A 25444-nucleotide genomic window follows, 5' to 3' on the forward strand; every position below is an offset into this window, starting at 1 on the left:
TCCACCCCGGGCGCCGGGGGCCGCTTCGGCAGCCGGCGCCGCGGGTCAGGCCGTTTCCCGTCGCAGCCGGCGGCTCAGCTCGTACCCGACGCCGAAGGCGGTCATCGCGAAGCTGCCCACGACGACCCAGCCGAGCCGGCTGTCAGCGGTGCGCTGGTCCAGGCCGCGCCAGCCGGTGGCGAGCAGTACGGCTCCGCCGGCGAGGTTCGCGGCCGACCAGGCGAGGTTCGCGGCCGGGCCGGAGTCGGGGCCGCGCAGCGGTGTCATGCACCGCTTGCCGGCGATGCCCATGATCGCGTGCGGGATCGCGTTCACCAGCAGCGCTCCGGCCAGCGCGTCACGTGCCGTCATCGTGTCTCCCCTTCCGGTCCGGATCGCCCGGTGCGTGGCCGGGACCAGCTGAGCAGCCCGCCGCTGGCGGGCAGCACCCCGACCAGCAGCGCCGGCACGCTGCCGTGCGGGAACGCCGCCACGTCAAGGGTGACCGCCGCGAGGCAGCCCAGCACGTACGGCGCGGTGAGCCACCGTTGCAGGTTCCGGCCCGCGGCGGCGGGTACCACGGCCGCGACGAACACCGCGAGCAGGACCGGAATCAGGTCACCGGCGGCGCTGGTCCAGCTCTTCGGCAGCCCGCCCACCGCGGCGAAGAACGCCACGGTGCCGATGGCCCAGCCCGCCATCCCGCGCCGGGGCAGCGGCGCCGCGGGGCGGACCGGGACGCACCGGGTCCGTATCGACAGCGGCATGGCTGCTCCTCCCGGCTGACTTTATGGACAGCGTACATTTGTGCTCCGGGAAGGGAGGCTATATGGACGACGGTCATATAGCAAGGCGGCGGGGTGCACCGCCGGCCGGCCAACGGCTGAGCCGGGATGCGGTGCTGGCCCGCGCCGAGGAGATGATCGACGCCGACGGGTATGACCGGTTCAGCCTCCGCGCGCTCGCGTCCGCGCTCGGGGTGCGTCCCAACGCGCTCTACAACCACGTCGGCGGGCGCGACGAGTTGCTCGACGCGGTGGCCGAACGGTTCCTCGCCGGGTTCGTCCTGCCGGAGACCGACGAACCCTGGCCGGAGTGGGTCCGTGCCGTCGCCGTCGGGCTGCGCTCCCAGCTCGGCGACCATCCGGAACGTGCGGCGCTGGTGCTGTCGCGCGCCGGCGGCACCGCGGTCGGCCCGGTGCTGCTGCGCCGGTTCGTGGACCGGCTGGTCGTCGCCGGGGTCGACCGGGCGATCGCGCACCTCGGCTGGCATCTGATGCTGACCACGGTGGTCGGCACCGTGCAGCAGGAGCGCGGCCGGGGTGGCGATCCGGCCGGTACGTTCGAGGCGGTGCTGGACGTCGCGCTGCGCGGTCTGGCCGCGATCGCGGCCGAGCCGGCGGACGACCGGGCGACCGCGCTGCTCGCCGCGCACCGGGTCGCGCACGCCGCGCCCTGACCGGCGGCTGCCTCGTGCCGCGGCAGGACGCACCGGTCTCGCCGCCAGCGCGACGTCAGTGGCCCCGCTCGGCGCGAACCGGAACGGGCAGCGGCCTGCCGCCCAGCGCGGATTCGGACGCAGCGGCCCGCCGCCTAGCGCGGATTCGGACGCAGCGGCCTGCCGCCCAGCGCGGATCCGGACGCAGCGGCCCGCCGCCCGCCGCCGGGCCGGGCGGCGGGCGGCGCGGATCAGCCCCGGCGGATCCGGTCGAAGACGATCTGCGACTGGGCGTTGGCGCCGGAAACGTTGGGGTGCAACGGAACCGACAGGCTGCCGACCGGGTTGAGGGACAGGATGGTCAGCGGCTCGACGTACCGGGTGGTCGGCGACGTGCAGGCGTCGTGCCCGATGGTCGGGGTGTACGTGTCGGCCAGGTCGGCGCCGGCGCTGCTCGCCGACTGCGCCAGCATCGCGTTCATCTCCTTGAACTTCGCGGTGAACCAGGCCATGTCGGTGTTGCTGAGGATCGGTACCCGCGGGAAGCACGCCCTGCCGTTGTCCGGCACCGCGTCCAGGTAGTTCACCAGCACGATGCGGGCCTGCGGGGACCGCGCGCGCACCCCGTCGATCGCGGCCGTGAGCTTCGGCTCGGCGGCGGCGATCCTCGCCGAGATCTGGTCGGTGCCGCCCGAGGTGTACTGCTTCTTGCAGGACTTGCCGGTCAGGCTGTCCTCGATGCAGGTGGTGGCGAGGCCGACCAGTCCGATGTCGTTGCCGCCGATGCCGATGGTGACCAGGTCGGTGGTCGCGGTCAGTCGGTCGAACTGGGGCGCGTTGCTGCCGCCGAGCACGGACTGGGCGCCGGTGAAGTCGTCGGTGGTGGCACCGCCGCAGGACGCGTCGGTGAACTTGTCGACGGCGAGCAGCTTCGCCACCTGGTGCGGGTAGTCGTTCGTCGACTGGGCGCAGCCGAGCGGGACGAACCTGGTGTCCGGCAGGTTGGTGAAGCCGGACGACGAGGTGTACGAGTCGCCGAGCGCCACGTACTCGTGGTACGCGGGGGCGTCGGTGCCGTCCGCGTGCGCGATGGCCGGTCCGGCCAACACGGTTGCCGCGGCGGCGCCGAGGCTGGCGAGCGCGGCGAGCGCGCGCCGGCCCCGGACGCGGGGAGGGGCATGGGGGCTCCTTGGGGGGTCCGGACTGGGACATACGCGACGTACGTCGCGAAATTTCCTCATGAACATAGAGCTGCCGGTACCACTCCGGCAAGGTCGCCCGGAGAACTTGTTACCGCCCGGTACGGCAGGGTCCGCCGCTCTGGGGTGATGGTGCCGAGCCGGCCCGGGCGTACCGGCTCCGTCGATACGCTGCGAAGAACCGGCGGTCGTGGTGTCGCCGCCGACGCGGCAGCGACCGCCGCGAGGAGGCGGCTATGTGTGCAGCGCAGCGCAAGGACGGTGGCCCGACGCACCCGGACGGACAGGTCGACCGGGTGGGGGCGCGGGACAGCGGGAGCAGTGAGGAGGACCTGTTCGCCACCTCGGTGATGGTCCACCCGGCGCCGAAGGAGCAGTTCCCGACGTCCGAACGCGGACCTCGCCAGGTCTACCAGCTGATCCGGGACGAGCTGATGCTCGACGGCACGTCCCGGATGAACCTGGCGACGTTCTGCACCACCTGGCTGGAGCCCGAGGCCCGGTTGCTGATGACCGAGTCGATGGACAAGAACATCGTGGACAAGGACGAGTACCCGCAGACCGCCGAGCTGGAGCGGCGCTGCGTGCAGATGCTCGCCCACCTGTTCGGCGCGCCGGACCCGGCGCACGCCGCCGGTACGTCCACGGTCGGGTCCTCGGAGGCGGCGATGCTCTGCGGGCTGGCGGCGAAGTGGCGCTGGCGCAAGCGGCGTCAGGCCGCCGGGCAGGACCACTCGCGGCCGAACTTCGTCTGCGGCCCGGTCCAGGTCTGTTGGGAGAAGCTGGCCCGCTACTTCGACATCGAGATGCGCCAGGTGCCGATGCCGCCGGGGCACCTGATGACGCCCGAGGCGGCGGTGGAACAGTGCGACGAGAACACGATCATGGTGGTACCGACGTTCGGGCAGACGTTCACCGGCCTGTTCGAGGACGTCGCCGGGATCTCGGCCGCGCTGGACGACCTCCAGGCGCGTACCGGCCTGGACGTGCCGATCCACGTGGACGGGGCGAGCGGCGCGTTCGTCGCCGCGTTCTGCGCGCCGGACCTGCGCTGGGACTTCCGGCTGCCGCGGGTGAAGTCGATGAACGCCTCCGGGCACAAGACGGGGCTGGCGCCGGTCGGCAGCGGCTGGGCGCTCTGGCGCGAGGCGGCCGACCTGCCGCAGGAACTCGTCTTCAACGTCAACTACCTCGGTGGTGAGATGCCCACCGTCGGCCTGAACTTCTCCCGCCCCGGTGGCCAGGTCATCACCTCGTACTTCAACTTCGTCCGGCTGGGCCGGTCCGGCTACACCAAGGTGCAGTCCGCCGCCTACGAGGTGGCCCGGCACGTGGCGGCCGGAGTCGAGCGGCTCGGTCTCTTCGACCTGGTGTACGACGGGGACCCGCACCGCGGCATCCCGGCGGTGACGTGGCGGCTGCCTCCGGGTGACCACCCGTTCGACCTGTTCGAGCTGGCCGACGAGCTGCGCACCCGCGGCTGGCTCGTCCCGGCGTACACGCTGCCGCCGGACCAGCAGGACGTGGCGGTCCAGCGGGTCGTGGTGCGGCACGGTCTGTCGGTCGACATGGCCGACCTGCTGCTCGCCGACCTGGGGCGGGCGGTCGAGCGGCTGTCGCATCCGGGGCGGCCGACCGAACGGTCCGCGGCGGGCGCGAGCGGCTTCAACCACAGCGCCACCGCGGCGGTGCGCACCGCGGACCTGCGCTGAACGGGGTTCCGGCGACGGTGGGGGTGCGGTGCGGTGGGTGCGGCGTGTTCGCGTACAAGAGTTGAAATGTTGACAAGCCGGACCAAAGGTTCGAAGCTCAACAATCGAATACTTCACCTTGTTTCCGATTAGCGGCTCCCTACGCCGCCGGAAGGAGTATCCGATGCGCATCCCCCGACGCCGCGTCGTGCTGGCCGCCGCCATGCTGGGTACCGTGCTCGCCGCCGCGACCGCACCCGCCGCCGACGCCGCACCGGTACGGCCGCACACCACCACGTTCGCCGACGACTTCGACGGCGCCGCCGGCAGCGCACCGGACGGCAGCAAGTGGATCCACGAGATCGGCGACAACGGCGGCAACAACCACGAGCTGGAGTACTACACCGACTCGACGTCCAACGCCGCGCTGGACGGCAACGGCAACCTCGTCATCACCGCGCGCAGGGAGAACCCGGCCAACTACACCTGCTGGTACGGCAGCTGCCAGTACACCTCCGCCCGGCTCAACACGTCGCAGTCGTTCAGCCAGGCGTACGGGCACTTCGAGGCGCGGATCAAGATCCCCGCCGGGCAGGGTATGTGGCCGGCGTTCTGGGCGCTCGGCGACAACATCGGCTCGGCCGGCTGGCCCGGCTGCGGCGAGCTGGACATCATGGAGAACGTCGGGTTCGAGCCCGGCACGGTGCACGGCACCATGCACGGCCCGGGGTACTCGGGTGCCGCCGGCCCCGGTGCCGCCTACTCGCTGCCGAACGGGCAGGCGTTCGCCGACGGCTTCCACACCTTCGCCATCGACTGGTCGCCGAACCAGGTCGTCTGGTCGGTCGACGGCAACGCGTACGAGACCCGGACGCCGGCCGACACCAACGGCAACCCGTGGGTGTTCGACCACCCGTTCTTCCTGATTCTCAACCTCGCGGTCGGCGGCGACTGGCCGGGCAACCCGGACGGCAACACCGCGTTCCCGGCCCGGATGGTCGTCGACTACGTGCACGCCAGCTCCGCGGACAGTGCCGCCCAGCTCCGCGCCGCGCGGCACGCGCAGCCGGATCGACACTGAAAGAGGTCAGGAAACTCCGGTACGTGATGGTTGCGCGCGCAGGTGGGCGGTTACGTGGTTCCGGCCGGTACGCTTGATCGATGCCGGTCGGGCCGCAGGGCCGCCGACCTGGGTGGACGCGACGAGGAGGCGGCGTTGAGGAGCTCCAACCCGATGCTCAACCGCATGCTGCGCAGCGCGGTGCGGGACAGGGTGCCGGCCGGCGGCGCCCCGCAGTACAGCCAGCAGGGCGGCTACGCCCCGCAGTACGGCCAGCAGGGCTACGCGCAGCCGGGTTACGGCCAGCCGCAGTACGGCGAGCCGCAGTACGGCCAGGGCGGCTACGGGCAGTACGGGACGCAGACCCCGTACCCGCTGACGCCCGGCGCGGTGGCGCCCGAGGTTCGGCCGATGACCATGGACGACGTGGTGATCCGCACCCTCGGCCTGATCGGGCTGACCGGGGTGGTCGCCGCGCTCAGCTGGGTGCTGCTGCCGTCCGCCGGGCCGCTCGCCGGGGTGCTGCTCGCGGTCGCCGCGATCGCCACCCTCGGCATCGCGCTGTTCTCCTGGTTCCGGCCCATCACCAACCCGGCCGTCATCGCGGTGTACGCGGTGGCGCAGGGGCTGCTGCTGGGCACCGTCAGCCGGGTGTTCGAGAGCTTCTACCCGGGCATCGTGCTGCAGGCGGTCGTCGGCACGTTCGCGATCTTCGCCGGCATGACGGTGCTGTACAAGTTCCGGGTGCTGCGGGCGACGCCGAAGTTCACCAAGTTCGTCATCGGTGCGCTGATCGGCGTCCTGGTGCTCGGGCTGTTCAACGGTCTGATGAGCGCGTTCGGGCACAACCCCGGCCTGATCCAGTACACCGTGACCGGCAAGGTCAGCTGGCTGCCGATCGTGTTCAGCCTGGTCTGCATCGTGGTCGGCGCGCTGACGTTCGTGCTCGACTTCGCCGCCGTCGAGGAGGGCATCCGGGCCGGCGCGCCGCAGAAGTACGCCTGGTACTGCGCGTTCGGCCTGCTGGTCGGCCTGATCTTCCTGTACTGGCAGATCCTGCGGATGCTCGGCTACCTGCGCCGGTGACCGACCTCGCGCAGCTGACCGGCCGGCTGGTCGCCGGCACCGCACACTGGACCCCGGCCGCCTGGGCCGCCCGCAGCACCCCGGCGGCGAACACCGCCCCGCGCCCGCCCCCGCCTCGGCGGAGCCGGGCGGTGCTTCGACGGAGCCGGGGGCTGGCGCCGCGCCGAGCCGCGCCGACGTGCTGCACGCGCTGGTGCAGCAACTCGCCGACCTCGGCGCCGACGCCGAGGCCCGGCCGCACCAGCCCGTGCCCCGGCTGGACAACGACCTCGCGCTGCCCGACCAGCTCCGGGTGGTGGCCGCCGACCTCACCGCCGCGCCACCACCCGTGCGGTCCCGCGCCGAGGCTGCCCTGCAGACCGCCCACCGAACCCTCTTCCCCGCCCGCTGACCAGAGCGGTTCCGGATCGGCCGGGCGGCGCCAGCGGCACCACCGATGCCCCGATCTCCCGGGGCGGCCAGGCAGGGCCAGGATCTCGTCTCCGGTGCCCCGGCGGGGACGGCCAAGGGGCGACGGCCCCCCAGCCGTTACCGCATGGTCGGCTCAGAGCCGCTCGATGATCATGGCCATGCCCTGCCCGCCACCGACGCACATCGTCTCCAACCCGAACCGCTTCCCGTGCCAGTCCAGGTTGTTCAACAGCGTTCCGGTGATGCGTGCCCCGGTCATCCCGAACGGGTGCCCCACGGCGATCGCGCCACCGGACACGTTCAGCTTCTCCAGCGGGATGCCGAGCTGCTGGTACGACGGGATGACCTGGGCGGCGAACGCCTCGTTGATCTCCACCAGGTCGATGTCGTCGATGGTCATGCCGGCGCGGGCGAGCGCCTGCCGGGACGCCTCGACCGGGCCCAACCCCATGATCTCCGGCGACAGCGCGGACACCCCGGTGGACACGATCCGCGCCAGCGGCCGCAGCCCCAGCTCGGCGGCCCTGGCGTCGCTCATCACGACGACCGCGGCGGCGCCGTCGTTGAGCGGGCAGCAGTTGCCGGCGGTGACCCGCCCGTCCGGCCGGAACACCGGCTTGAGGCCGGCCACGCCCTCCAGCGTGGTGCCGGCGCGCGGACCGTCGTCGGCCGACACGACGGTACCGTCGGGCAGCGTCACCGGGGTGATCTCGCGGGCCCAGAAGCCGCTCGCGATCGCCTTCTCGGCGAGGTTCTGGCTGCGCACCCCGAACTCGTCCATCGCGGCCCGGCTCACGTCGTACACCTCGGCGAGGTTCTCCGCGGTCTGGCCCATCGCCAGGTAGACGTCAGGCAACACGCCATCGTCCCGCGGGTCGGTCCAGGCCGGCTGCTGGCCGCCGGCGCGGGTGACCGAGCGTTCCCGGGCGGCGGCGAACTTCGGGTTCTGCCAGCCGCCGCCCACCAGCGCCTGCGCCTCCTCGGGCAGCGCGTCGGAGTTGCCCCGGGCGTACCGGGAGACGCACTCGACGCCGGCCGACACGAACACGTCGCCCTCGCCGGCCTTGATCGCGTGGAACGCCATCCGGGTGGTCTGCAACGAGGACGCGCAGTACCGGGTGATCGTCGCGCCGGGCAGCGTGTCGTAGCCGAGCAGGGTGGCGACCACCCGGGCCATGTTGAAGCCCTGCTCGCCGCCGGGCAGGCCGCAGCCCAGGTACAGGTCGTCGATGGTGGTCGGGTCGAGCTCGGGCACCTTGTCGAGCGCGGCACGGACGATGGACGCGGCCAGGTCGTCGGGCCGCACCTCGCGCAGCGAACCCTTGCCCGCCCGCCCGATCGGCGACCGCGCCGTCGCCACAATCACTGCTTCAGCCATGGCCGCATGTTACCGCTCGGTAGTGCCGAGCGGACAGGCTCGCCGTCGCCGGTTCGGGCTGCGCTCGCCGGCCGGCACCGAACGAACCCGGCAGGCCGTGCCGAACCGGCCGGTCAGTACGTCGAGCCGTGCAGCGCCGCGACCGCCGGGTACAGCGCGTGTGCCCAGATCCGGTAGCCGTCGCCGGACGGGTGGAACCCGTCCGGGCTCAACATGCCCCGGTCGGCGCGGAACAGCGGACCCACCGCGGCGGCCAGGTCGACCGGGATGCCGTCGGCGGCGCGCGTCGCGGACACCTGGGCCTGCGCCAGACGCTGCGCGGCGAGCCCGACCAGCTCCCGGAGCGGTTGCCCGATGCCGCGGCAGGCACCCAGATCGGGGCAGGTACCGACGACGACGGCGATGCCCGCGGCGCGGAGCCTGGTGACCGCGGCGGTCAGTTCGGCGGCGGCCCGGCTCGGCGCGGTCAGGTGCACCACGTCGGCGCTGCCGACCAGGATCACCGCCAGATCCGGCGGGTCGACCAGCAGGGTGCGCGACACCTGCGGGTCCAGGTCGGCGGTGCGGGAACCGGAGACCGCGGCGCTGGTCAGCGCGACCCGTACGCCGGTGTCGGCCAGTCGCGTCGCGAGCTGGCCGCCGACCGTCTCGTCCACCCGGTGCACGCCGACCCCGGCCGCGGTGGAATCGCCCAGCATGGCCAGTTTCAGCACCGGTGCGTGCGGCGGCCCGAACGTGGCCCGCATGCCCGGCCCGATCGCCGGCTGCCCGTACCGCCGGCCGAGGGCCAGCCCGGCCTCGACGGCGAGCAACCCGGCGGACATCAGGACGAGACCGGCGGTGGACAGCAGCACGCCCCGACCGGCGAAACGGACGATCTGGCCAGCCTTCATCGCGTGCTCCCGTCTCTCGCCGGTGCCCTCCGCCGATCAGGCCTCCGCGGTGGGCTCCGGCACCATTGTCCCGGGTGGATGCGGGTCGGTGGGGCGGGCGGCGAGCAAACGCACCCGACGGCGTAGTTGCGCCCACCGGCCGCCGGCCAGGCTGGGCCCGGCCGCGCTGACCTCGGTACCGGCCCGGTCCGCCGCGGCCACCGCGGCGTGCGGCAGCGACCGGAGCATGGCCGCCGTCAGCCTCTCCTCGGCCGGCTCGCCCAGCCCGCCGCAGACCGACGCGACGGTCGGCAGCAGCGCCGCGGTCGCCTTCGCGTACCCGGCGGGCGACGGGTGGAAGTGGTCGGCGCTGAACAGCTCCTCCGGGGAGGCCAGGAACTCGGGCCCGAGCAGGTCACCGAGCGACACGGTGCGCCCACCCGCCTCCACCACGGCGATCGTCTGCGCCGCGGCCAGCTCGCGGCTCCACCGGCGGCAGATCCACCGCAACGGCTGCCGGATCGGCCGGATCGTACCCAGGTCCGGGCAGGTACCGACCACGACGCGGGCGCCGGCCGCGCCGAGCTGGCCGACGACGCGGGACAGGTGCCGCACCGACACCGGCGGCCGGACCAGATGGGTCACGTCGTTCGCGCCGACCAGCACCACCGCCACGTCGGGCCGCACCTCCAGCGCCAGGTTGAGCTGCGGGTACAGATCGGCGGTGAGGGCGCCGACGACCGCGAAGCAGTGCAGCCGGACCGGCCGGCGCAGGATGTCGGCCAGGCCGTTGGCCAGCAGCGCGCCGGGTGTCTGGCGGGGCAGTTCGGCGCCCATCCCGGCGGCGGTGGAGTCGCCGAGCACGGCGACGGTCAGCGGCGCGACCCCGTCGGCGGCGAACCGCGTCCCGTACTCCCCGTCGCACTCCGGGACCGGCCCGTCCGGCACCTTGATCGTCCACTTCGCCAGCTGCACCTCGCCGACCAGCAAGCCGGTGGCCGCCGCGCCGAGCAGCCCGAGACCGCCGCCCCCGTACGCGGCGGCGAGGGCAATGCGACGGGCCCGGGACGCACGGCTCATATCCTCATCCCCCTCGTTGTTGATCTCCCTCAAAGCTAACCGGGGTGCGCTCGTTCGACCTGTCTGTTGCCTCTCATCCGCCCGTGCGGCTTCGCCCGGCCGGGCCACCCCGCCGACCCGTTCGTACCGGTGGTCAGCCCTGCCGGTCGGGTCCCGCCGACAGCGGGGTGATCCGCACCAGCACCCGGCGCTGCTGCACCATCGCCGCCCGGTACTCGTCCCAGTCGGGGTGTTCGCCGGCGGTCCGGCGGTAGTAGTCGACGAGCGGTTCCATCGCGTCCGGCAGCTCCACGATCTCCGCGGTACCGGTGATCTGGATCCACCGGCCGAAGAAGCCGTCCGGCAGCACGCACAGGTAGGTGCGCGGATCACGCCGCAGGTTCCTCGTCTTGTACGCGGTCTGCCGGGTGCTGACGACGATCAGCCCGGCGCCGTCGACGCCCACGGTCACCGGGCTCAGCTGCGGGGTGCCGTCCTGCTTCATGGTTGCCAGTACCGCGTGGTGCTGTTCGCGCACCACGGCACGTGCCTCGTCGAGATCCATCCCACCAGCGTGCCCCAGGTTCGCCGGCGGTCCCGGCGACCCGCCGGGACGGCGAGCCTTCCACCGATGGCGACGTACGGGCACCATGGTGACAACGCGACCGCAGGAGGCGTCGATGGCCGGTAGTGGTGCACAGCGCAGGTACAACGGGTTCCGGGCGTTGGGCCGGGCCCTGCTCGCCCGGGGCGGGGCGAGCCTGCCCCGGCGGATCGGCGCGCTGCCGCGGCTGTTCCGGGCCCGGATGCGCGGCGAGTACGACGGGCTGACCGCCGGCCGGCTGGCCGCCATGGTGGTCGCGCTGGTCTACGTCATCTCGCCGATCGATCTGGTACCGGAGGCGTTCCTGCTGGTGTTCGGCCTGGCCGACGACGGCGTCGCGGTGCTGTGGCTGGCCGGTGCGCTGCTCGACGAGGGCGAACGGTTCCTGTCCTGGGAGCGTTCCCGCGCCGAGTCGGCTGCCCGGCAGCCCGGCCCGCCGCCCGGTGCGGCCGGCCCGCAGTACGGCCAGCCGTACCCGGGCGGTGCCGCTGGGCCGGGCGCCGGTGGGCCGGGTGCCGGGTACCCGGGTGGCGGGTACCCGGGTGCGCAGCCCGGCGGTCCCGGCCACGCCGGGCAGCAGCCGCCGGCGGGCGAGGAGCAGACGCCGACCGGTGGCCGGTACGCCGCGGAGGCGCGGTTCGGCCCGGCGCCGGGTGACGGATCGCGGTCCGGCAGGTCCGGGGTCAACGCCGAGACCCGGTGAGCCGGGCGGCGGGCTCCTCGTCGCCCGCCGCCGGGAGGTCGTCCGCCGCCGGTGCGACCGGGACGAAGAAGCCCTTCACCGGCGGGTCGAGGACGCCGATCCGGTTCGGCTTCTTCGGCACCACCCAGCCGCGGTACGGCAACGGTTCGTCGCCGTCCGACAGCGGCTGGTGCACCTCGACGAAGGCGCCGTCGGGCAGCCGCTTGATGATGCCGGTCTCCACGCCGTGCGCAAGAACCTCCCGGTCGTGCTGCTGCAGCCCGAGGCAGAGCCGGTGCGCGAGCCAGTACGCCAGGGGCGGCAGCAGGAGCAGCCCGATCCGGCCGGCCCAGGTCATCGCGTTGAGGCTGACGTGGAACTTGTCGGCGATCACGTCGTTGCCCGCGGACAGCGTCAGGACCAGCCAGAACGTCACCGCCATCGCGCCCAGACCGGTGCGGGCCGGTACGTCGCGGGGTCGCTGCAGCAGGTTGTGGTGGGCCCGGTCGCGGGTGAACCGCTGTTCCAGGAACGGGTAGAGCAGCCCGCCGAGCAGCATCCCGACCAGCGGTGGGACCCCGGCGAAGAACACCGCGGGCACCGTGTAGCCGTGGCCGAGCAGCGAGAACCGCAGCTCCCAGGCGGGGAACAGGCGTACCGAGCCGTCCAGGAACATCACGTACCAGTCGGGCTGCGAGGCGGACGAGACGACCGCTGCCTGGTACGGCCCGAACAGCCAGATGGGGTTGATCTGGATCAGCCCGCCGAACAGCGCGAGCACCCCGAACACGATCATGAAGAAGCCGCCGCCCCGGGCCGCGAAGCCGGGGAACATCCGGTGCCCGACCACGTTGTGTTCGGTCCGCCCCGGGCCCGGCCACTGGGTGTGCTTCTGCTTGACCAGCAGCGCCAGGTGCAGCGCGATCAGGGCGAGAATGATGCCGGGTACCAGGAAGACGTGCAGGATGTAGAACCGTTCCAGGATCACCGTGCCGGGGAACTCCCCGCCGAACAGCGAGAACGAGATCCAGCTACCGACCATCGGGATCGACATGATGATCGCGTCGACGATGCGCAGCCCGGTGCCGGACAGCGCGTCGTCGGGCAGCGAGTAGCCGAGCAGCCCCTCGGTGAAGCCCAGCCAGAACAGCAGGAACCCGACCATCCAGTTCAGCTCGCGCGGTCGGCGGAACGCGCCGGTGAAGAAGGTGCGCAGCATGTGCACCACGATGGAGGCCATGAACAGCAGCGCCGCCCAGTGGTGCAGCTGTCGCAGGATCAGCCCGCCGCGCACGTCGAACGACAGGTCGAGCGAGGACGCGTAGGCGGCGGACATCCGCACCCCGCGCAGCGGCAGGTACGAGCCGTGGTAGACGACCTCGGCCGACGACGGGGTGAAGAAGAGCGCGAGGAAGGTGCCGGTGAGCAGCAGGACGAGGAAGGAGTAGAGCGCGATCTCGCCGAGCATGAACGACCAGTGGTCCGGGAAGACCTTGTTGAACACCCTGCGCAGCGGCCCTGCCCCGGCCAGCCGCCGGTCCGCCCAGTCGGCGGCAGCAGGCGCCACGGATCGGCGCTGAACTTCTATCATATGTAGAACTTACTACGAAATGTAGAAGATGAGAACACCCGCCGCCAGCCGGCGAAACCGAGCCATCGTTAAGCTCGACAGCACATCACCGGCGGTGGCCGGGTCTCCCGGCGCGAACGAAGGAGCACAACGGCGTGCGGTACTACGACTCTGTCGTCGACCTGATCGGCGACACTCCGCTGGTCCGGCTGCGCAACGTGATCGGCGCGCGCACCCGGGCCACCGTGCTGGCCAAGGTCGAATACTTCAATCCGGGCGGCAGCGTCAAGGACCGCATCGCGGTCCGGATGATCGACGCCGCCGAAGCGTCCGGCGAGCTCAAACCCGGCGGCACCATCGTCGAGCCGACCAGCGGAAACACCGGCGTGGGGCTGGCCATCGTGGCGCAGCAGCGCGGCTACGACTGCGTGTTCGTCTGCCCCGACAAGGTCAGCGAGGACAAGATCAACGTCCTGCGGGCGTACGGGGCACGCGTCGAGGTCTGCCCGACCGCCGTCGCGCCGGAGGACCCGCGCTCCTACTACAACGTCTCCGACCGGCTGGTGCGCGAGATCCCCAACGCGTGGAAGCCCGACCAGTACTCCAACCCGAACAACCCGCGCTCGCACTACGAGACGACCGGGCCCGAGCTGTGGGAGCAGACCGAGGGGCGGATCACCCACTTCGTCGCCGGCATCGGCACCGGCGGCACCATCTCCGGTACCGGCCGGTACCTCAAGGAGATCTCCCACGGCGCGGTGCGGGTGATCGGCGCCGACCCCGAGGGCTCCGTCTACTCCGGTGGCACCGGCCGGCCGTACCTCGTCGAGGGGGTCGGCGAGGACTTCTGGCCGGACGCGTACGACCGGAGCGTGTGCGACGAGATCGTCGCGGTCTCCGACTCCGACTCGTTCGAGATGACCCGCCGGCTGGCCCGCGAGGAGGGGCTGCTGGTCGGTGGCTCCTGCGGGATGGCCGCCGCCGCGGCGGTCCGGGTCGCCGAGGCGGCCGGCCCGGACGATCTCGTCGTGGTGCTGCTGCCGGACGGCGGCCGCGGCTACCTGTCGAAGATCTTCAACGACGGCTGGATGTCCCGGTACGGGTTCCTCGCCACCGGCGGTGAGACCGCCACCGTCGGCGACGCGCTCGCCGGCAAGCGCGGCACCCTGCCCGAGCTGGTGCACGTGCACCCCACCGAGACGCTGCGGGATGCCATCGACATCCTCCGCGAGTACGGCGTGAGCCAGATGCCGGTGGTCAAGGCGGAACCGCCGGTGGTCACCGCCGAGGTGGTCGGCTCGGTCAAGGAACGCGACCTGCTCGACGCCGTGTTCACCGGCAAGGCCCATCTGCACGACCCGATCGAGGGGCACATGTCCGCGGCGCTGCCGATGATCGGCGCCGGCCAGCCGGTCGGCGAGGCCATCGCCCTGCTGGAGCACGAGGACGCCGCGCTGGTGCTGGTGGACGGCAAGCCGAAGGGTGTGCTCACCCGGCAGGACCTGCTCGCCTACCTGTCCACCGCCTGATGCCGGCCGGCGCCGGGGCGAGGCTCGTCGACCGGGTCGGGTTCACCGCCGCCGAGCTGGCCGCCGTGGGCGACCGGCTCGGCGCGCCGATCGTCGCGGTCCGCGCGCTGACCGGCGGGTACCGCAACCGCAACGTGCTGGCGCGCACCGCGCGCGGCCACCGGTACGTGCTGCGCCGCTACCGTGACGGCGCCGCCTGCGCGGTGGAGGCGGCGCTCGCCGCGCGGCTCGCCGACACCGCGGTACCGGTGCCGCCGCCGGTGTTCGCCGACCCGGCCGGCGCGCTGCTCGGTGACCCGCTGTTGGTGTCCGGGTTCGTCCCCGGTACCCCGGCGGACCGGGTCATCGGGTTCGGCACCGCCGAGGACGCGGCCGGGATCGGCGCCGCGATGGGGGAGACGCTTGCCGCGATCGGCACCGTCCGGTTCGCCGAACCCGGCTTTTTCGGCCCCGACCTCACCGTCTCCGGCGGTCCGGTCGCGACCGGCCTCGCCGAGTTCGTCGCCGGCCAGTTGCCGGACGGCAACGCCGCGGCGGCGTTCAGCCCCGCCGAACTCGACGCGCTGCGGGACCTGGCCCGGCGGTCCGCGCCGCTGGTCGAGACGGTCCGTGCCGAGGCACGGCTGGTGCACTGCGACTACAACCCGAAGAACGTGCTGGCGGTACGCGACGCCGGCGGCTGGCGGCTCTCCGCCGTCCTCGACTGGGAGTTCGCGCTGTCCGGCTCGCCGATGTTCGACCTGGGCAACGCGCTGCGGTTCGCGGCCGACCGGCCGGCGGGCTACGCCGAACGGCTCGTCGCGGCGTTCCGGGCGGCCGGCGGGCTGCTGCCGGACGACTGGCGCGCGGTGTCCGCGGCGGTCGACCTGTTCGCGCTGGTGCAGTTCCTCAACCGACCGACCGATCACCGGTACTTCGCGAAGTCGGTGGCGCTGCTGCGTCGCCGGCTGTGAGCTCGTCGGTCAGCTCCAGGCGGTAGCCGACCTCGGTCGGGTAGGGCGGGAAGCCGGCGCTGCCGGTGCGGCCGTCGATCCGCCACCCGTGCCGCTCGTACAGCGTGCGCGCGTTGCGGTTGTCCGCCAACACCCACAGCCGGGCGGTGCGGTGCCCGTCCGCGCGGGCGCCGTCCACCGCGGCGGCGAGCAGGCGCGCACCGTAGCCGCGGCGCCAGTACGCCGGGTCGACGTACAGCCGGGAGATCGACTCCGCCTGCCGGGCCACGAACCCGACGACGGTCGAGTCGTCCCCGACGCCGACCAGCACCTGACAGGCCGGATCGGTCAGCATCGTCCAGCACTCCGCCAGCACCTGCTGGTCGGGGAACGGGTACTGCTCGGCCGGGAAGATGTGCTGGTAGCCGGCGAGCGACGCCGCCCGCTGGATCGCCAGCAGCCGCTGAGTGTCCTCCGGTACCCCCGCGCGCAACCACATGACGCGAGGGTACTGCCCGGGTCGGGGCCGGGCGGTGCGCGGACCGGAGCGGTGTACAACGGCGGCGGCACGCCCGCAGCCGGCGGCGCGGCGGGCTCGGCGCCGCGCAGACGACGGCGGGGTCGGCGCCGCGCAGACGACGGCGGGTTCGGCGCCGCGCAGACGACGGCGGGGTCGGCGCCGCGCAGACGACGGCGGGGTCGGCGCCGCGCAGACGACGGCGGGCCGACCCGGAATCCGGGTCGGCCCGCCGCGTCGAGCGTCGCTCAGGTGTTCATGTACGGGTTGTTCGGGTCCGAGTAGTCGGCCTCGTGGTACTGCCCGTCCGAGCCCAGCGCGACCGCCTGGTCGTAGCTGCCGTCGCCGTTGGTGTCCTCGGCGGCGTACGTCATGTTGCCGTTGCTGTCGTACGTGGCGGTCACGTCGGCGGTGCCGTCACCGTTGGTGTCCGCCTCGACGGCGTCGATGGTGCCGTCGCTGCCCTCGTCGACGCCCTGGTAGTCGGCCGTGCCGTCACCGTTGGTGTCGATCAGGTACTCGGTGTCGTTGCCGTCGTGCTGAACGTCGATCGTGTCGTCGACACCGTCGCCGTTGACGTCGGCCTCGTAGGTCTCGTCGCTCATCGCGCTGCTCCCTCGTGCTTCTACCTGCGTGTCCGGCGCGTTGACCGCTGTCCGGTGCGTTGAACACGAAGGTACAGGTGGCCCGCGAATCCGCTCATCCCGTCTTCGTGCCACGCCGGCATCGCCGACCGGCGGCTACTCGGAGTCGCCCGGACAGACACCGACGGGAGCCGCGCCGGGCGGCTCCCGTCGTCTCCGTGACGGCTACCCTCGGTCGGATCCGCCGTCGCCAACAGTGGTTCAGGAAGCGGTGCGCGCCACGCCGATCGGGCAGGACAGCCCGTTCGGGCCGTGGTTGCAGTAGCCGTACGGGTTCTTGGCGTCGGACAGGTACTGCTGGTGGTAGTCCTCGGCGTAGTAGAACTCGGTCAGCGGCGCGATCTCGGTGGTGATCGCACCCAGCCCGGCGCCGGTCACCGCCGGCTGGAACGCCTGCTTGGTGCGCTCCGCCGCGGCGGCCTGCTCGGCGTCGGTGGTCAGCACGATCGACCGGTACTGGGTGCCGCGGTCGTTGCCCTGCCGCATGCCCTGGGTCGGGTCGTGGTTCTCCCAGAAGGTCTTCAGCAGCTGCTCGTAGGAGATCTTCGCCGGGTCGTACACCACCTGCACCACCTCGGCGTGCCCGGTGCCACCCGAGCAGACCTCCTCGTACGTCGGGTTCGGGGTGCTGCCGCCGGCGTAGCCGGCCGCCGTCGAGTACACCCCGGGCAGCTGCCAGAAGATGCGCTCGGCGCCCCAGAAACAGCCCATCCCGAACACGGCGACCCGGTAGCCCTCGGGCCAGGGGCCGCGCAGCGGGGTGTCCAGCACGGTGTGCCGGTCGGCGACCGGCATCGGGTCCGGCCGGCCCGGCAGCACCTGGTCCGGGGTCGGCATCCTGGTCGAGTGGCCGAACAGCGTCACGTCGTCCCTCCTCGCTGGTGATTCACCAGCAAACCCGCTGGTGACTCATCAGGGGAAACCGGATCGGCGGGTCGGCTGTTCCCGCCCACCGCGCGTGGGTGCGGCGGGCTACAGCGCGGCGCGGATCCGGGCGGCGAAGTCGGCCGCTTCGGCCTCGTCCGCGTACTTCGTCCGGGGCCAGAAGAAGCCCCGCAGCCCGTCCTTGCGGTTGCGCGGGACCACGTGCACGTGCAGGTGCGGGACGCTCTGGCTGACCGTGTTGTTGACCGCGACGAAGCTGCCGGCCGCGCCGAGCCCGGTCTGCACCGCGCCGGCGACCTGCTGTACGGCGCCGAAGAAGGCACCGAGGTCGTCGCCCGGCAAATCGGTCAGCGTCGCCCGGTGCATCCGCGGCACCACCAGGACGTGCCCCTTGAACACCGGCCGCGCGTCGAGGAAGGCCACCGTTCCCGGCTCGTCGAGCACCCGCTGGGCCGGCACCTCGCCGGCCACGATCGCACAGAACAGACAGTCCGCCACGGCGCCAGCGTACGGGGCGGGCCGGAGATCGGCGGCTCGGCGCCGGCCGCCGGCCCGGCCGGCTACGCTCGCCGGATGAACCAGAGTTTCGAGACTCTTGCCATCCATGCCGGGCAGGAGCCGGATCCCCGCACCGGCGCGGTGATCCCACCCATCTACGCCACGTCCACCTACGCGCAGGACGGGGTCGGCGGCACCCGGGAAGGCTACGAGTACTCCCGGACGAAGAACCCGACCCGCGCCGCGCTGGAGGAGTGCCTCGCCGCGCTGGAGGGCGGCCGGCGCGGCTTCGCGTTCGCCTCCGGGATGGCCGCCGAGGACACCCTGCTGCGCACCCTGTGCCAGCCGGGGGACCACGTGGTGATCCCGGACGACGCGTACGGCGGGACGTTCCGGCTGTTCAGCAAGGTCGCCGCGCGCTGGGGGCTGTCCTGGACCGCGGCCAGGCTGTCCGATGTGGACAGTGTGCGAGCGGCGATGACCGACGCCACCAAGCTGGTCTGGTGCGAGACGCCGACCAACCCGCTGCTGTCGATCGCCGACATCACCGCACTGGCCGGGCTGGCCCACGAGCACGGCGCCAGGCTGGTGGTGGACAACACCTTCGCCTCGCCGTACCTGCAGCGGCCGCTGCTGCTCGGCGCCGACGTGGTGGTGCACTCCACCACCAAGTACCTCGGCGGCCACTCCGACGTGGTCGGCGGCGCGCTGGTCGTCGACGACGACGAGACCGCCGAGCAGATCGCGTTCCACTCCAACTCGATGGGCGCGGTCGCCGGCCCGTTCGACGCCTGGCTGACGCTGCGCGGCGCCAAGACCCTCGCGGTACGGATGGAGCGGCACTGCGACAACGCCGAACGCATCGCCGCGTTCCTGACCAACCACGACGCCGTCGCCTCGGTGCTGTACCCGGGGCTGGAATCGCATCCCGGGCACGAGACCGCGGCGAAGCAGATGCGCCGGTACGGCGGGATGGTCAGCTTCCGGCTCGCGGCCGGCGCCGACGCGGCGGTACGGGTGTGCGACCGGGCCCGGCTGTTCACCCTCGCCGAGTCGCTCGGCGGCGTCGAGTCGCTGATCGAGCACCCGGGCAGGATGACCCACGCCAGCGCCGCCGGTTCTCCGCTGGAGGTGCCGAACGACCTGGTGCGGCTGTCGGTCGGCATCGAGAACGTCGACGACCTGCTCGCCGACCTGTCCCAGGCGCTGTCCTGACCGCGCGCGGGTTCGCTTGCGTGCCAGGCGAACCCGCGACCGTCCACGATGCGGAAAGCGCCTGCGGCGGCTGCCGGCGGCGCCGGTAGGGTTCCACTGTGGACATCGACGACGCGCAGCGGTTCGCCGCCCGCTGGGAAGCCAGCTGGAACTCGCACGACCTGGACCGGGTTCTCGCCGACTACGCCGAGGACGTGGTGTTCCGCTCCCCGTTCGCGGCGACCGTGGTCGGCACCGACACCATCGTCGGCAAGCCCGCGCTCCGGGCGTACTGGACCGCCGGGCTGGCCCGGCTGCCCGACCTGCACTTCACCGTGACCGGCGTGCAGGTATGCCTGGACACCGTGGTGATCAACTACCACAACGAGGCCGGTCGGCCGGTCAGCGAGGTACTCCGGCTGCGCGACGGCCTCGTCGTCGACGGTTTCGGCGCCTACGGCCCCACCCCGCGGTAGTCCGCGGCCCCGACCGCATCTCGCTGGCCGTACGCGACCCGGGTGCCGCGCCGGGTCACAGGACCGCCGGGTGCCGCGCCGTGCCGCAGGATGCCGGCGGGGCGCCGCGCCGTGCCGTGGTTGTCGGCCCGTGCCCGTGGTACCCGAGAGGTGGCGGACACCCGGGGCGAGTGTGACCGTGCGTGATCCTGTGTCACATGCCGTACCTGGATGTCTGCATCGGGGCCGGAACTGGCACCATGGACGCGCTGCTGCCGAAAAGGGGGCGGGTCATGGCTTGGGTCGGTGCCACGGCGAGCGAGATCGCGCGGGCGGTGCGACGCGGCGACGCCACCGCAGGCGAGGTGGTCGACGAGCACCTGCGCGGGCTGCCCGCCGCCGACGCGCAGCTGCACGCGTTCCGCGAGGTCCGCACGGTGCCGGCGCTCGGTGAGGCGAACGTCATCGACGACCTGCCCGACCTCGGCGGGCTCGCCCTCGCCGGAGTCCCGGTCGCGGTCAAGGAGAACGTCCCGGTCGCCGGGGAGACCGTCTGGTACGGATCGCCCGCCGCGAGTCTGCCGCCGGCCGAGGCCGACCACGAGGTCGTGCGGCGGCTGCGCGGCGCCGGCGCCGTGGTCGTCGGTACCACCCGGATGCCGGAACTGGCGCTGTTCCCGGTCACCGACGACGAGACCGCGATCACCCGAAACCCGTGGCAGCTCGACCACACACCGGGCGGTTCCTCCGGCGGTTCGGCCGCCGCCGTCGCCGCCGGCCTGGTGCCGATCGCGCACGGCAACGACGGCCTGGGTTCGCTGCGCATCCCGGCCGCCTGCTGCGGTCTCGTGGCGCTCAAACCCGGCCGCGGCGTGGTACCGGCGGACATCGGTGAGACCGACTGGTTCGGCATGGCGGAGAACGGCGTCCTCGCCGGCACCGTCGCGGACGCCGCACTCGGCCACGCGGTACTCGCCGACGACGGCGGGCGGTTGGTGGGCCGGCGGCCGGCGGAGCCGGCACCGTTGAACGTCGCGGTGTCGCTGCGCAGCCCGGTCGTCGGCGTGCTGCCGGACACCGCGGTGCGGGACGCCGTCGGCCGGGTGGCCCGGGCCCTGGTCGGCCTCGGGCACAGCGCCCGGCGGGCCGACCCGAGCTATCCGCCCCGGCTGGTGAAAGCCACCATGGCCCGCTGGTTCGCCTCGGCCTACGCCGACGCCGAGCGGTTCGGGCCGGAGACGTTGCAGCCGAGGACCCGGCGGCACGCCCGGCTCGGCGCGTTCGCCTTCGGCCGCGGGCTGGTCCGGGAGGCCGACGCGGAGCGTTGGCGCGAGGACAGCCTGGCATTCTTCGAACGGCACGACCTGCTGCTCACCCCGGTCCTCGCCGGGCCACCGCCGGCCGCGGCCCGCTGGTCCGCCCGCGGCTGGCTGCCGAACGTGCTGGCCGCGGTGCGGTACGCGCCCTACGCGGCGCCGTGGAACGTCGCGGCGCTACCGGCGCTGGCCGTACCGGCGGGGACCCGGCCGGACGGGCTGCCGGTCGGGGTGCAGCTGGTCGGCCCGCCGGGCAGCGAGTGGCTGCTGCTGGGCGTCGCCGCTCAGCTGGAACAGGTCGGACCCTGGGCCCGGCACGCCCCCGGCTACCCCCGGACCGATCCCTGAGCCGCCGCCTCGTCGATCGCCGGGCCGGCGCCACCGGCGCCAGGTCGACCCGGCACCGCCGTCGGGTGCCCGGCCACCGGGCCGGCCCGGCGGTCGGGTCAGAACGGCCGGGCGACCATCAGCACGACGATGAACAGGAACAGCAGGCTGGCCAGCCCGGCCACCGCGCTGAGCCGGCCGCGCAACGCGCCCAGCCGCGCCTCGTCGACCGGGTCGGCCTCGATCGCGCGCGCGGCCCGTCGCAGGTCGGGTACGACCAGCGCGAGGACCAGCACGATCGCCACCACGTAGGCGATCACCGAGACCAGCAGCCACAGGTCGGAGAAGCTGAACCAGTCCGGTTTGCTGCCCATCACGCCGAACCCGAACAGGAACACCAGGATCGAGCCGAACCCGAACACCGCGGTCTGCCGCGCCCCGCCCCGCACCGCGGCGGCGTCACGCTGCCGGACCGACCGCAACGCGGTCATCGGGATCACCGCCACCGGGCCGATCAGGAAGACCGCCAGTACCACGTGGATCGTCAACAGCACCGTGAACATGACCCGAGCCTACGACGTCGCGATCGTGCCCGGCGCCCGGTGCCGGGCACGACGCTCCGGCGGCATTCCCGACGCCCCCGCGCCGGAGCGGACACGAGGTCATCCACAGTAGACCGTCCGCTGTGGATGGGCGGTCAGCGCGAATAGCTCCAGGAGGTCATCTCGCCGTTCTCGAACGGCATGCAGCCGTGAAACGGCGTCGGATCGTCGTCGAAGACCATCGGCAGGAACAGCTTGTCGCTCGGCCACATCGGCAACTCCGGAAGGCGCTCCAGCGGTACCCATTCCAGAGTGCCCTCGTGGTTGCCGGCGTGCGCGGTGCCCTGCCAGGCGGTGACCCGGAACAGGAACCCGAACCAGTCGGCGCCGTGCCGGCCGAAGCCGGGCCAGGAGATCGTGCCGCGCAGCGTCATCCGCTGGACGGCGAGGCCGGACTCCTCGGCGATCTCCCGCCGCATCCCGGCGGCGACGTCCTCGTCCGCCTCCACCTTGCCGCCGAGCCCGTTGTAGTGCCCGTAGTGCAGGTCGTCGGGTCGCTTGTCGCGATGGATCAGCAGCACGTTGCGACCGTCGGTGACGTAGCCGAGGGTGGCGAGGATCGGGGTCAGCACGCGCCGATTCTGCCACGCCAGGCCCCGCTGTCCATAGTGGACTATCTGGGGTCGGCGCCGCGGGTACCCGGCACGATCGTCGAGATCGACCGCGCCGCAACCGATCGACGTCAGCCGTCGGTGGCTGGGGCGGCTCCGACGTAGACCGCGCGGGGGCGGAAGCGGAACCGGTGCCGGTACTCCTCGATCGTGTGGCCGAGCAGCCCGGCGCAGCGACCCAGCACGAAGACCGCCTCGGCGCTGCCCGGCGCCAGGTTCCAGGTCACGGCGAGCGCACCGAGCGCCAGGTCGAAGTTGGGGCGCGGTCCGCCGTGCCGGCCGACCGCCGCGACCAGCTCGTCGAACCGGCCGCCCAGTGCCGCGTCCGGGCCCCGGCCGAGCAGCCGGAGCACCGCCTCGGCGCGCGGGTCGGTACCGGTGTAGACGGCGTGGCCGAAGCCCGGCACCTGGTCGCCCGCCGCGAGCCGGTCGGCGACCAGGTCGGCGACCGTACGGCCGGCCGCCAGCTCGGTGAGCAGCGCCTCGGCGGCGCCGACCGAACCGCCGTGCAGCCCGCCGCCGAGCGCCGCCAACCCGGCCAGCACCGCCAGGTACGGGTCGGCCCGGGCCGATGCGGCGACCCGCGCGGCGAGCGCGCTGACCGCCAACTCGTGATCGGCACTGAGCACCAGCGCGGCGTCGAACGCGCGCAGCTGGGCCGGGGTCGGTGGCCGGTCAGCGCAGCCGGCCCACAGCCGCGCCGCCACGCTGTCGTCCACGGGTGCGCTGCGCGGTGGTAGGCAGTCGACGGCGGCGGCGATCAGGCCGCGGCCGGTGGCGGCCACCGCCGCGGGCCGCTGGTCGTACCGGAAGGGGTCGGTTGCCGGCAGGGCGGCCACGGCGACCCGGAACCGGTCCGCCGGCCGGGTGCCCGGCGGCAGCGCCGCCTGCACCGCGCGCGCCACCGCGAGCATCCGCGGCTCGGCGGCCCACACCGGCGGATCGGGGCGTTCGGCGGGGCCGGCCCAGAGCAGCTCGGCGACCTGCTCGAACGGCTGGCTCGCGAGCACGGTGGCGTCCCGGCCGCGGAAGTACAACCGGCCGGCCGGGTCGAGCAGGGTCAGCTCGGTGTCCAGCACGACGTCGAGGGCGCCGGCGCGGCCACCGCGGCGCGCCCGCGCCGCGAGCCGTTCCACCTCGGCCCGTTCGAACCGGGAGCTGCGCCGGTCGGGTCCGTGGTGCCGGGTGAGCTGGCCGCGGCTGACGTACGCGTACACGGTGCTGGCCTTGACGCCGAGCAGCTGGGCGGCCTGTTCGGTGGTCAACCATCGCGGGTCGGGCATCCCCGCACGATATGTTGATGCAATCAATATTGACAACATGTCTCGGTGGGGCAGAGCCTGTCAGCCATGACCGTCGACCACGTACGCCGCCCCGACCGCCGGGACCTCGCCCGCCGCTTCTCCCACGGCGAGCGGGAGTTCACCAGCTCGCCGCTGTACCAGCGGCTGTCCGGCATCGTGGCCGCCGACGACCGGTTGCTCGCCATCGCCGAACACTGCCGCGCCGGCCAGCAACCCACCAACCTGCTGTTCGCCGCGGTGCACTACCTGCTGCTGTCCGGCGCCGGCACACCGCCGCCGCTCGCCGCGTGGTACCCGTCGCTCGGCGGCACCCGGGACCCCCGCGACCCGGCGTTGACGTCGGTGTTCACCGACTTCTGCGGTACCCACGAGGCGGCGCTGACCGCGCTCGTCGCCAGCCGGCTGGTGCAGACCAACGTGGTCCAGCGCTCCGCCGCGCTGCGCATCGGGCTGGCCGCGATCGACGAACCGGGGCCCGTCACCCTGCTGGAGGTCGGCGCGAGCGGCGGCATCCACCTGGCCTTCGACGCCTACCGGTGCCGCATCGGCGACATCGAGATCGGTCCCACCGGCTCGCCGGTACGCATCCGGACCGAGTGGCGCTCGCCGCTGCCGGTGCCGACCCGCATTCCCGAGATCGGTGACCGGCTCGGCATCGACCTGCACCCGATCGACCTGACCGACCCGACCGAGCGCCGCTGGCTGCGCGCCCTGGTCTGGCCGGAGAACCTGCCGCAGTACGAGCTGCTGCGCGCCGCCGCCGACCTGGTCGCGGCGCGCTCGCCGCGGATCCTCGTCGGCGACGCCGCCACGCTGCTGCCGCAGTTGGACGAGACCCTGCCGACCGACCGGCCGCTCGTGGTCTGGCACGCGGCCACCCGGGTGCACGTACCGCAGGAGCGACGGGCGGCGTTCGACGCCGCGATCGGCGCGCTCGGCCGGCGTCGCCGGCTGTACACCGTGTCGCTGGAGGCGCCGGACGACACCGCGCAGTGGTACGCCCGGTACGGGATCAGCTACGCGCTCAGCGTGCGCGCCGGGGCGGAGCCGGCCCGCCGGCTCGCCGCCGCCGACGGCCACCTCACCTGGATCGAGCCGCTCCCGGAGCCGGGCGCCGGTACCTGACCGGACCGGTGCCGGCCGGGCCGCCGCGCGGCGGCCGGGTCCGGCTCGTGCGGGCGGTGCTCAGGCGACGTGATAGCTGACCCGGTCCTCGTTCGGCATCAGCAGCCAGAGCAGCACGTACACCAGCAGCTGGCTGCCGGGCAGGATCACCGACAGCACGAACAGCAGCCGGACCAGGCCCACCGACAGCCCGAACCGGTGCGCCAGCCCGGCGCACACCCCGGCGATCATGCGACCCTCGCGCGGACGATACAACGCCATGGCACCCACCCCTTCGTCGTCCCGGACCCCGTCCGGACAAGATCAACGGTAGGCGCGGCGCCGGGCGCGGGCATCGGCTCCGGGACGGATCTGTCCGGCCCCGGCCCCTACGGGCGGTGCCGGGCCGCGGACCGGGGCACACCCCGACCCGATGTCGGGTCGCGGCGCCCGGATGCCGGGTCGCCGGCGCGGAGACGGCGAAGGCGCCCGGCGGG

General features: G+C 73.2%; 27 protein-coding genes and 1 pseudogene. 12 read left to right on the forward strand and 16 right to left on the reverse strand.

Annotated elements, in window-relative coordinates:
- Positions 1-45 precede the first annotated feature (45 nt).
- A complete protein-coding gene (locus Athai_RS02630; protein WP_203959980.1) occupies positions 46-351 on the reverse strand; it encodes a hypothetical protein in 306 nt (101 codons plus the stop codon).
- A complete protein-coding gene (locus Athai_RS02635) occupies positions 348-746 on the reverse strand; it encodes a hypothetical protein (protein WP_203959981.1) in 399 nt (132 codons plus the stop codon). The genes Athai_RS02630 and Athai_RS02635 overlap by 4 nt, the downstream gene beginning before the upstream one ends.
- Positions 747-808: 62 nt before the next feature.
- On the opposite strand from Athai_RS02635, the gene Athai_RS02640 reads away from it, so the two are divergent.
- Positions 809-1438, forward strand: a complete 630-nt coding sequence (locus tag Athai_RS02640; protein WP_203959982.1) for a TetR/AcrR family transcriptional regulator — start codon at positions 809-811, stop codon at positions 1436-1438.
- A 230-nt stretch (positions 1439-1668) separates the two neighbouring features.
- On the opposite strand, the gene Athai_RS02645 is transcribed toward Athai_RS02640, so the two are convergent.
- The gene (locus Athai_RS02645; protein WP_203959983.1) at positions 1669-2526 is read right to left on the reverse strand and encodes an SGNH/GDSL hydrolase family protein; all 858 of its coding nucleotides are present in this window, start codon (positions 2524-2526) and stop codon (positions 1669-1671) included.
- A 326-nt stretch (positions 2527-2852) separates the two neighbouring features.
- Here Athai_RS02645 and gad point away from each other — a divergent pair, with 326 nt between their 5' ends.
- The 4 genes and pseudogenes from gad to Athai_RS02665 form a co-directional block, all read left to right on the forward strand.
- The gene (gene gad, locus Athai_RS02650; RefSeq protein WP_203959984.1) at positions 2853-4328 is read left to right on the forward strand and encodes a glutamate decarboxylase; all 1476 of its coding nucleotides are present in this window, start codon (positions 2853-2855) and stop codon (positions 4326-4328) included.
- 163 nt (positions 4329-4491) lie between these two features.
- Positions 4492-5388: a glycoside hydrolase family 16 protein gene (locus tag Athai_RS02655; RefSeq protein WP_239156674.1), complete on the forward strand. Its 897-nt coding sequence runs from the start codon at positions 4492-4494 to the stop codon at positions 5386-5388.
- 135 nt (positions 5389-5523) lie between these two features.
- Entirely contained in the window at positions 5524-6453 is a 930-nt protein-coding gene (locus Athai_RS02660; RefSeq protein ID WP_203959985.1) for a Bax inhibitor-1/YccA family protein, read from the forward strand.
- 151 nt (positions 6454-6604) lie between these two features.
- A pseudogene (locus Athai_RS02665) lies at positions 6605-6844 on the forward strand (hypothetical protein); the annotation flags it as partial.
- Between the two features lie 153 nt (positions 6845-6997).
- Here the strand turns inward: Athai_RS02665 and Athai_RS02670 are convergent.
- The 4 genes from Athai_RS02670 to Athai_RS02685 form a co-directional block, all read right to left on the reverse strand.
- Positions 6998-8242, reverse strand: a complete 1245-nt coding sequence (locus Athai_RS02670) for an acetyl-CoA C-acetyltransferase (RefSeq protein WP_203959987.1) — start codon at positions 8240-8242, stop codon at positions 6998-7000.
- A 113-nt stretch (positions 8243-8355) separates the two neighbouring features.
- Positions 8356-9135, reverse strand: coding sequence for an SGNH/GDSL hydrolase family protein (locus tag Athai_RS02675; RefSeq protein WP_203959988.1), 780 nt, complete (start codon positions 9133-9135; stop codon positions 8356-8358).
- A 36-nt stretch (positions 9136-9171) separates the two neighbouring features.
- Positions 9172-10194 (reverse strand): SGNH/GDSL hydrolase family protein, encoded by a 1023-nt coding sequence (locus tag Athai_RS02680; protein WP_203959989.1) that lies wholly within the window; start codon positions 10192-10194, stop codon positions 9172-9174.
- A 133-nt stretch (positions 10195-10327) separates the two neighbouring features.
- Positions 10328-10738, reverse strand: a complete 411-nt coding sequence (locus Athai_RS02685; protein ID WP_203959990.1) for a PPOX class F420-dependent oxidoreductase — start codon at positions 10736-10738, stop codon at positions 10328-10330.
- A 115-nt stretch (positions 10739-10853) separates the two neighbouring features.
- On the opposite strand from Athai_RS02685, the gene Athai_RS35170 reads away from it, so the two are divergent.
- On the forward strand, positions 10854-11480 hold the full coding sequence (locus tag Athai_RS35170) for a YkvA family protein (RefSeq protein ID WP_420829759.1): 627 nt from the start codon (positions 10854-10856) through the stop codon (positions 11478-11480).
- On the opposite strand, the gene qcrB is transcribed toward Athai_RS35170, so the two are convergent.
- Positions 11461-13050 carry a cytochrome bc1 complex cytochrome b subunit gene (qcrB, locus tag Athai_RS02695; RefSeq protein ID WP_203959991.1) on the reverse strand — a complete coding sequence of 530 codons (1590 nt, stop codon included), beginning with the start codon at positions 13048-13050 and terminating at the stop codon, positions 11461-11463. The genes Athai_RS35170 and qcrB overlap by 20 nt on opposite strands.
- Before the next feature lie 134 nt (positions 13051-13184).
- Between qcrB and Athai_RS02700 the strand changes: the two genes are divergently transcribed.
- Complete coding sequence (locus tag Athai_RS02700) at positions 13185-14558, forward strand: cystathionine beta-synthase (protein WP_203959992.1); 1374 nt, start codon at positions 13185-13187, stop codon at positions 14556-14558.
- Positions 14558-15511 carry a phosphotransferase gene (locus Athai_RS02705; RefSeq protein ID WP_203959993.1) on the forward strand — a complete coding sequence of 318 codons (954 nt, stop codon included), beginning with the start codon at positions 14558-14560 and terminating at the stop codon, positions 15509-15511. Before Athai_RS02700 ends, Athai_RS02705 begins: the two co-directional genes overlap by 1 nt.
- On the opposite strand, the gene Athai_RS02710 is transcribed toward Athai_RS02705, so the two are convergent.
- The 4 genes from Athai_RS02710 to Athai_RS02725 all read right to left on the reverse strand — a co-directional run bounded on the left by Athai_RS02710 (position 15447) and on the right by Athai_RS02725 (position 18034).
- Positions 15447-15989, reverse strand: a complete 543-nt coding sequence (locus tag Athai_RS02710; protein WP_203959994.1) for a GNAT family N-acetyltransferase — start codon at positions 15987-15989, stop codon at positions 15447-15449. The two genes, Athai_RS02705 and Athai_RS02710, sit on opposite strands and share 65 nt — an antisense overlap.
- Before the next feature lie 266 nt (positions 15990-16255).
- Positions 16256-16612 carry a hypothetical protein gene (locus Athai_RS02715; protein WP_203959995.1) on the reverse strand — a complete coding sequence of 119 codons (357 nt, stop codon included), beginning with the start codon at positions 16610-16612 and terminating at the stop codon, positions 16256-16258.
- Positions 16613-16852: 240 nt separating this feature from the next.
- Entirely contained in the window at positions 16853-17488 is a 636-nt protein-coding gene (msrA, locus tag Athai_RS02720) for a peptide-methionine (S)-S-oxide reductase MsrA (protein WP_203965292.1), read from the reverse strand.
- A 135-nt stretch (positions 17489-17623) separates the two neighbouring features.
- Positions 17624-18034: an HIT family protein gene (locus Athai_RS02725; RefSeq protein ID WP_239156676.1), complete on the reverse strand. Its 411-nt coding sequence runs from the start codon at positions 18032-18034 to the stop codon at positions 17624-17626.
- A 75-nt stretch (positions 18035-18109) separates the two neighbouring features.
- Between Athai_RS02725 and Athai_RS02730 the strand changes: the two genes are divergently transcribed.
- The 3 genes from Athai_RS02730 (at position 18110) to Athai_RS02740 (ending at position 21347) form a co-directional block, all read left to right on the forward strand.
- Entirely contained in the window at positions 18110-19249 is a 1140-nt protein-coding gene (locus Athai_RS02730; RefSeq protein ID WP_203959996.1) for a cystathionine gamma-synthase, read from the forward strand.
- A 98-nt stretch (positions 19250-19347) separates the two neighbouring features.
- Positions 19348-19704 carry a nuclear transport factor 2 family protein gene (locus Athai_RS02735; protein WP_203959997.1) on the forward strand — a complete coding sequence of 119 codons (357 nt, stop codon included), beginning with the start codon at positions 19348-19350 and terminating at the stop codon, positions 19702-19704.
- Positions 19705-19976: 272 nt separating this feature from the next.
- Positions 19977-21347: an amidase gene (locus Athai_RS02740; RefSeq protein ID WP_203959998.1), complete on the forward strand. Its 1371-nt coding sequence runs from the start codon at positions 19977-19979 to the stop codon at positions 21345-21347.
- Positions 21348-21445: 98 nt separating this feature from the next.
- Here the strand turns inward: Athai_RS02740 and Athai_RS02745 are convergent, their stop codons facing one another.
- From Athai_RS02745 to Athai_RS02755, 3 genes are all read right to left on the reverse strand, one after another.
- The gene (locus tag Athai_RS02745; RefSeq protein ID WP_203959999.1) at positions 21446-21889 is read right to left on the reverse strand and encodes a DUF2269 family protein; all 444 of its coding nucleotides are present in this window, start codon (positions 21887-21889) and stop codon (positions 21446-21448) included.
- A 134-nt stretch (positions 21890-22023) separates the two neighbouring features.
- A complete protein-coding gene (locus tag Athai_RS02750; protein WP_203960000.1) occupies positions 22024-22500 on the reverse strand; it encodes an NUDIX hydrolase in 477 nt (158 codons plus the stop codon).
- A 110-nt stretch (positions 22501-22610) separates the two neighbouring features.
- Positions 22611-23822, reverse strand: coding sequence for a citrate synthase (locus tag Athai_RS02755; protein WP_203960001.1), 1212 nt, complete (start codon positions 23820-23822; stop codon positions 22611-22613).
- A 66-nt stretch (positions 23823-23888) separates the two neighbouring features.
- Between Athai_RS02755 and Athai_RS02760 the strand changes: the two genes are divergently transcribed.
- Positions 23889-24968 carry a DUF2332 domain-containing protein gene (locus tag Athai_RS02760; RefSeq protein ID WP_203960002.1) on the forward strand — a complete coding sequence of 360 codons (1080 nt, stop codon included), beginning with the start codon at positions 23889-23891 and terminating at the stop codon, positions 24966-24968.
- Between the two features lie 60 nt (positions 24969-25028).
- Here the strand turns inward: Athai_RS02760 and Athai_RS02765 are convergent, their stop codons facing one another.
- The gene (locus Athai_RS02765; protein ID WP_203960003.1) at positions 25029-25229 is read right to left on the reverse strand and encodes a PspC domain-containing protein; all 201 of its coding nucleotides are present in this window, start codon (positions 25227-25229) and stop codon (positions 25029-25031) included.
- Positions 25230-25444: the final 215 nt, after the last annotated feature.

The sequence above is a fragment of the Actinocatenispora thailandica genome (assembly GCF_016865425.1).
Lineage (GTDB): Bacteria > Actinomycetota > Actinomycetes > Mycobacteriales > Micromonosporaceae > Actinocatenispora > Actinocatenispora thailandica.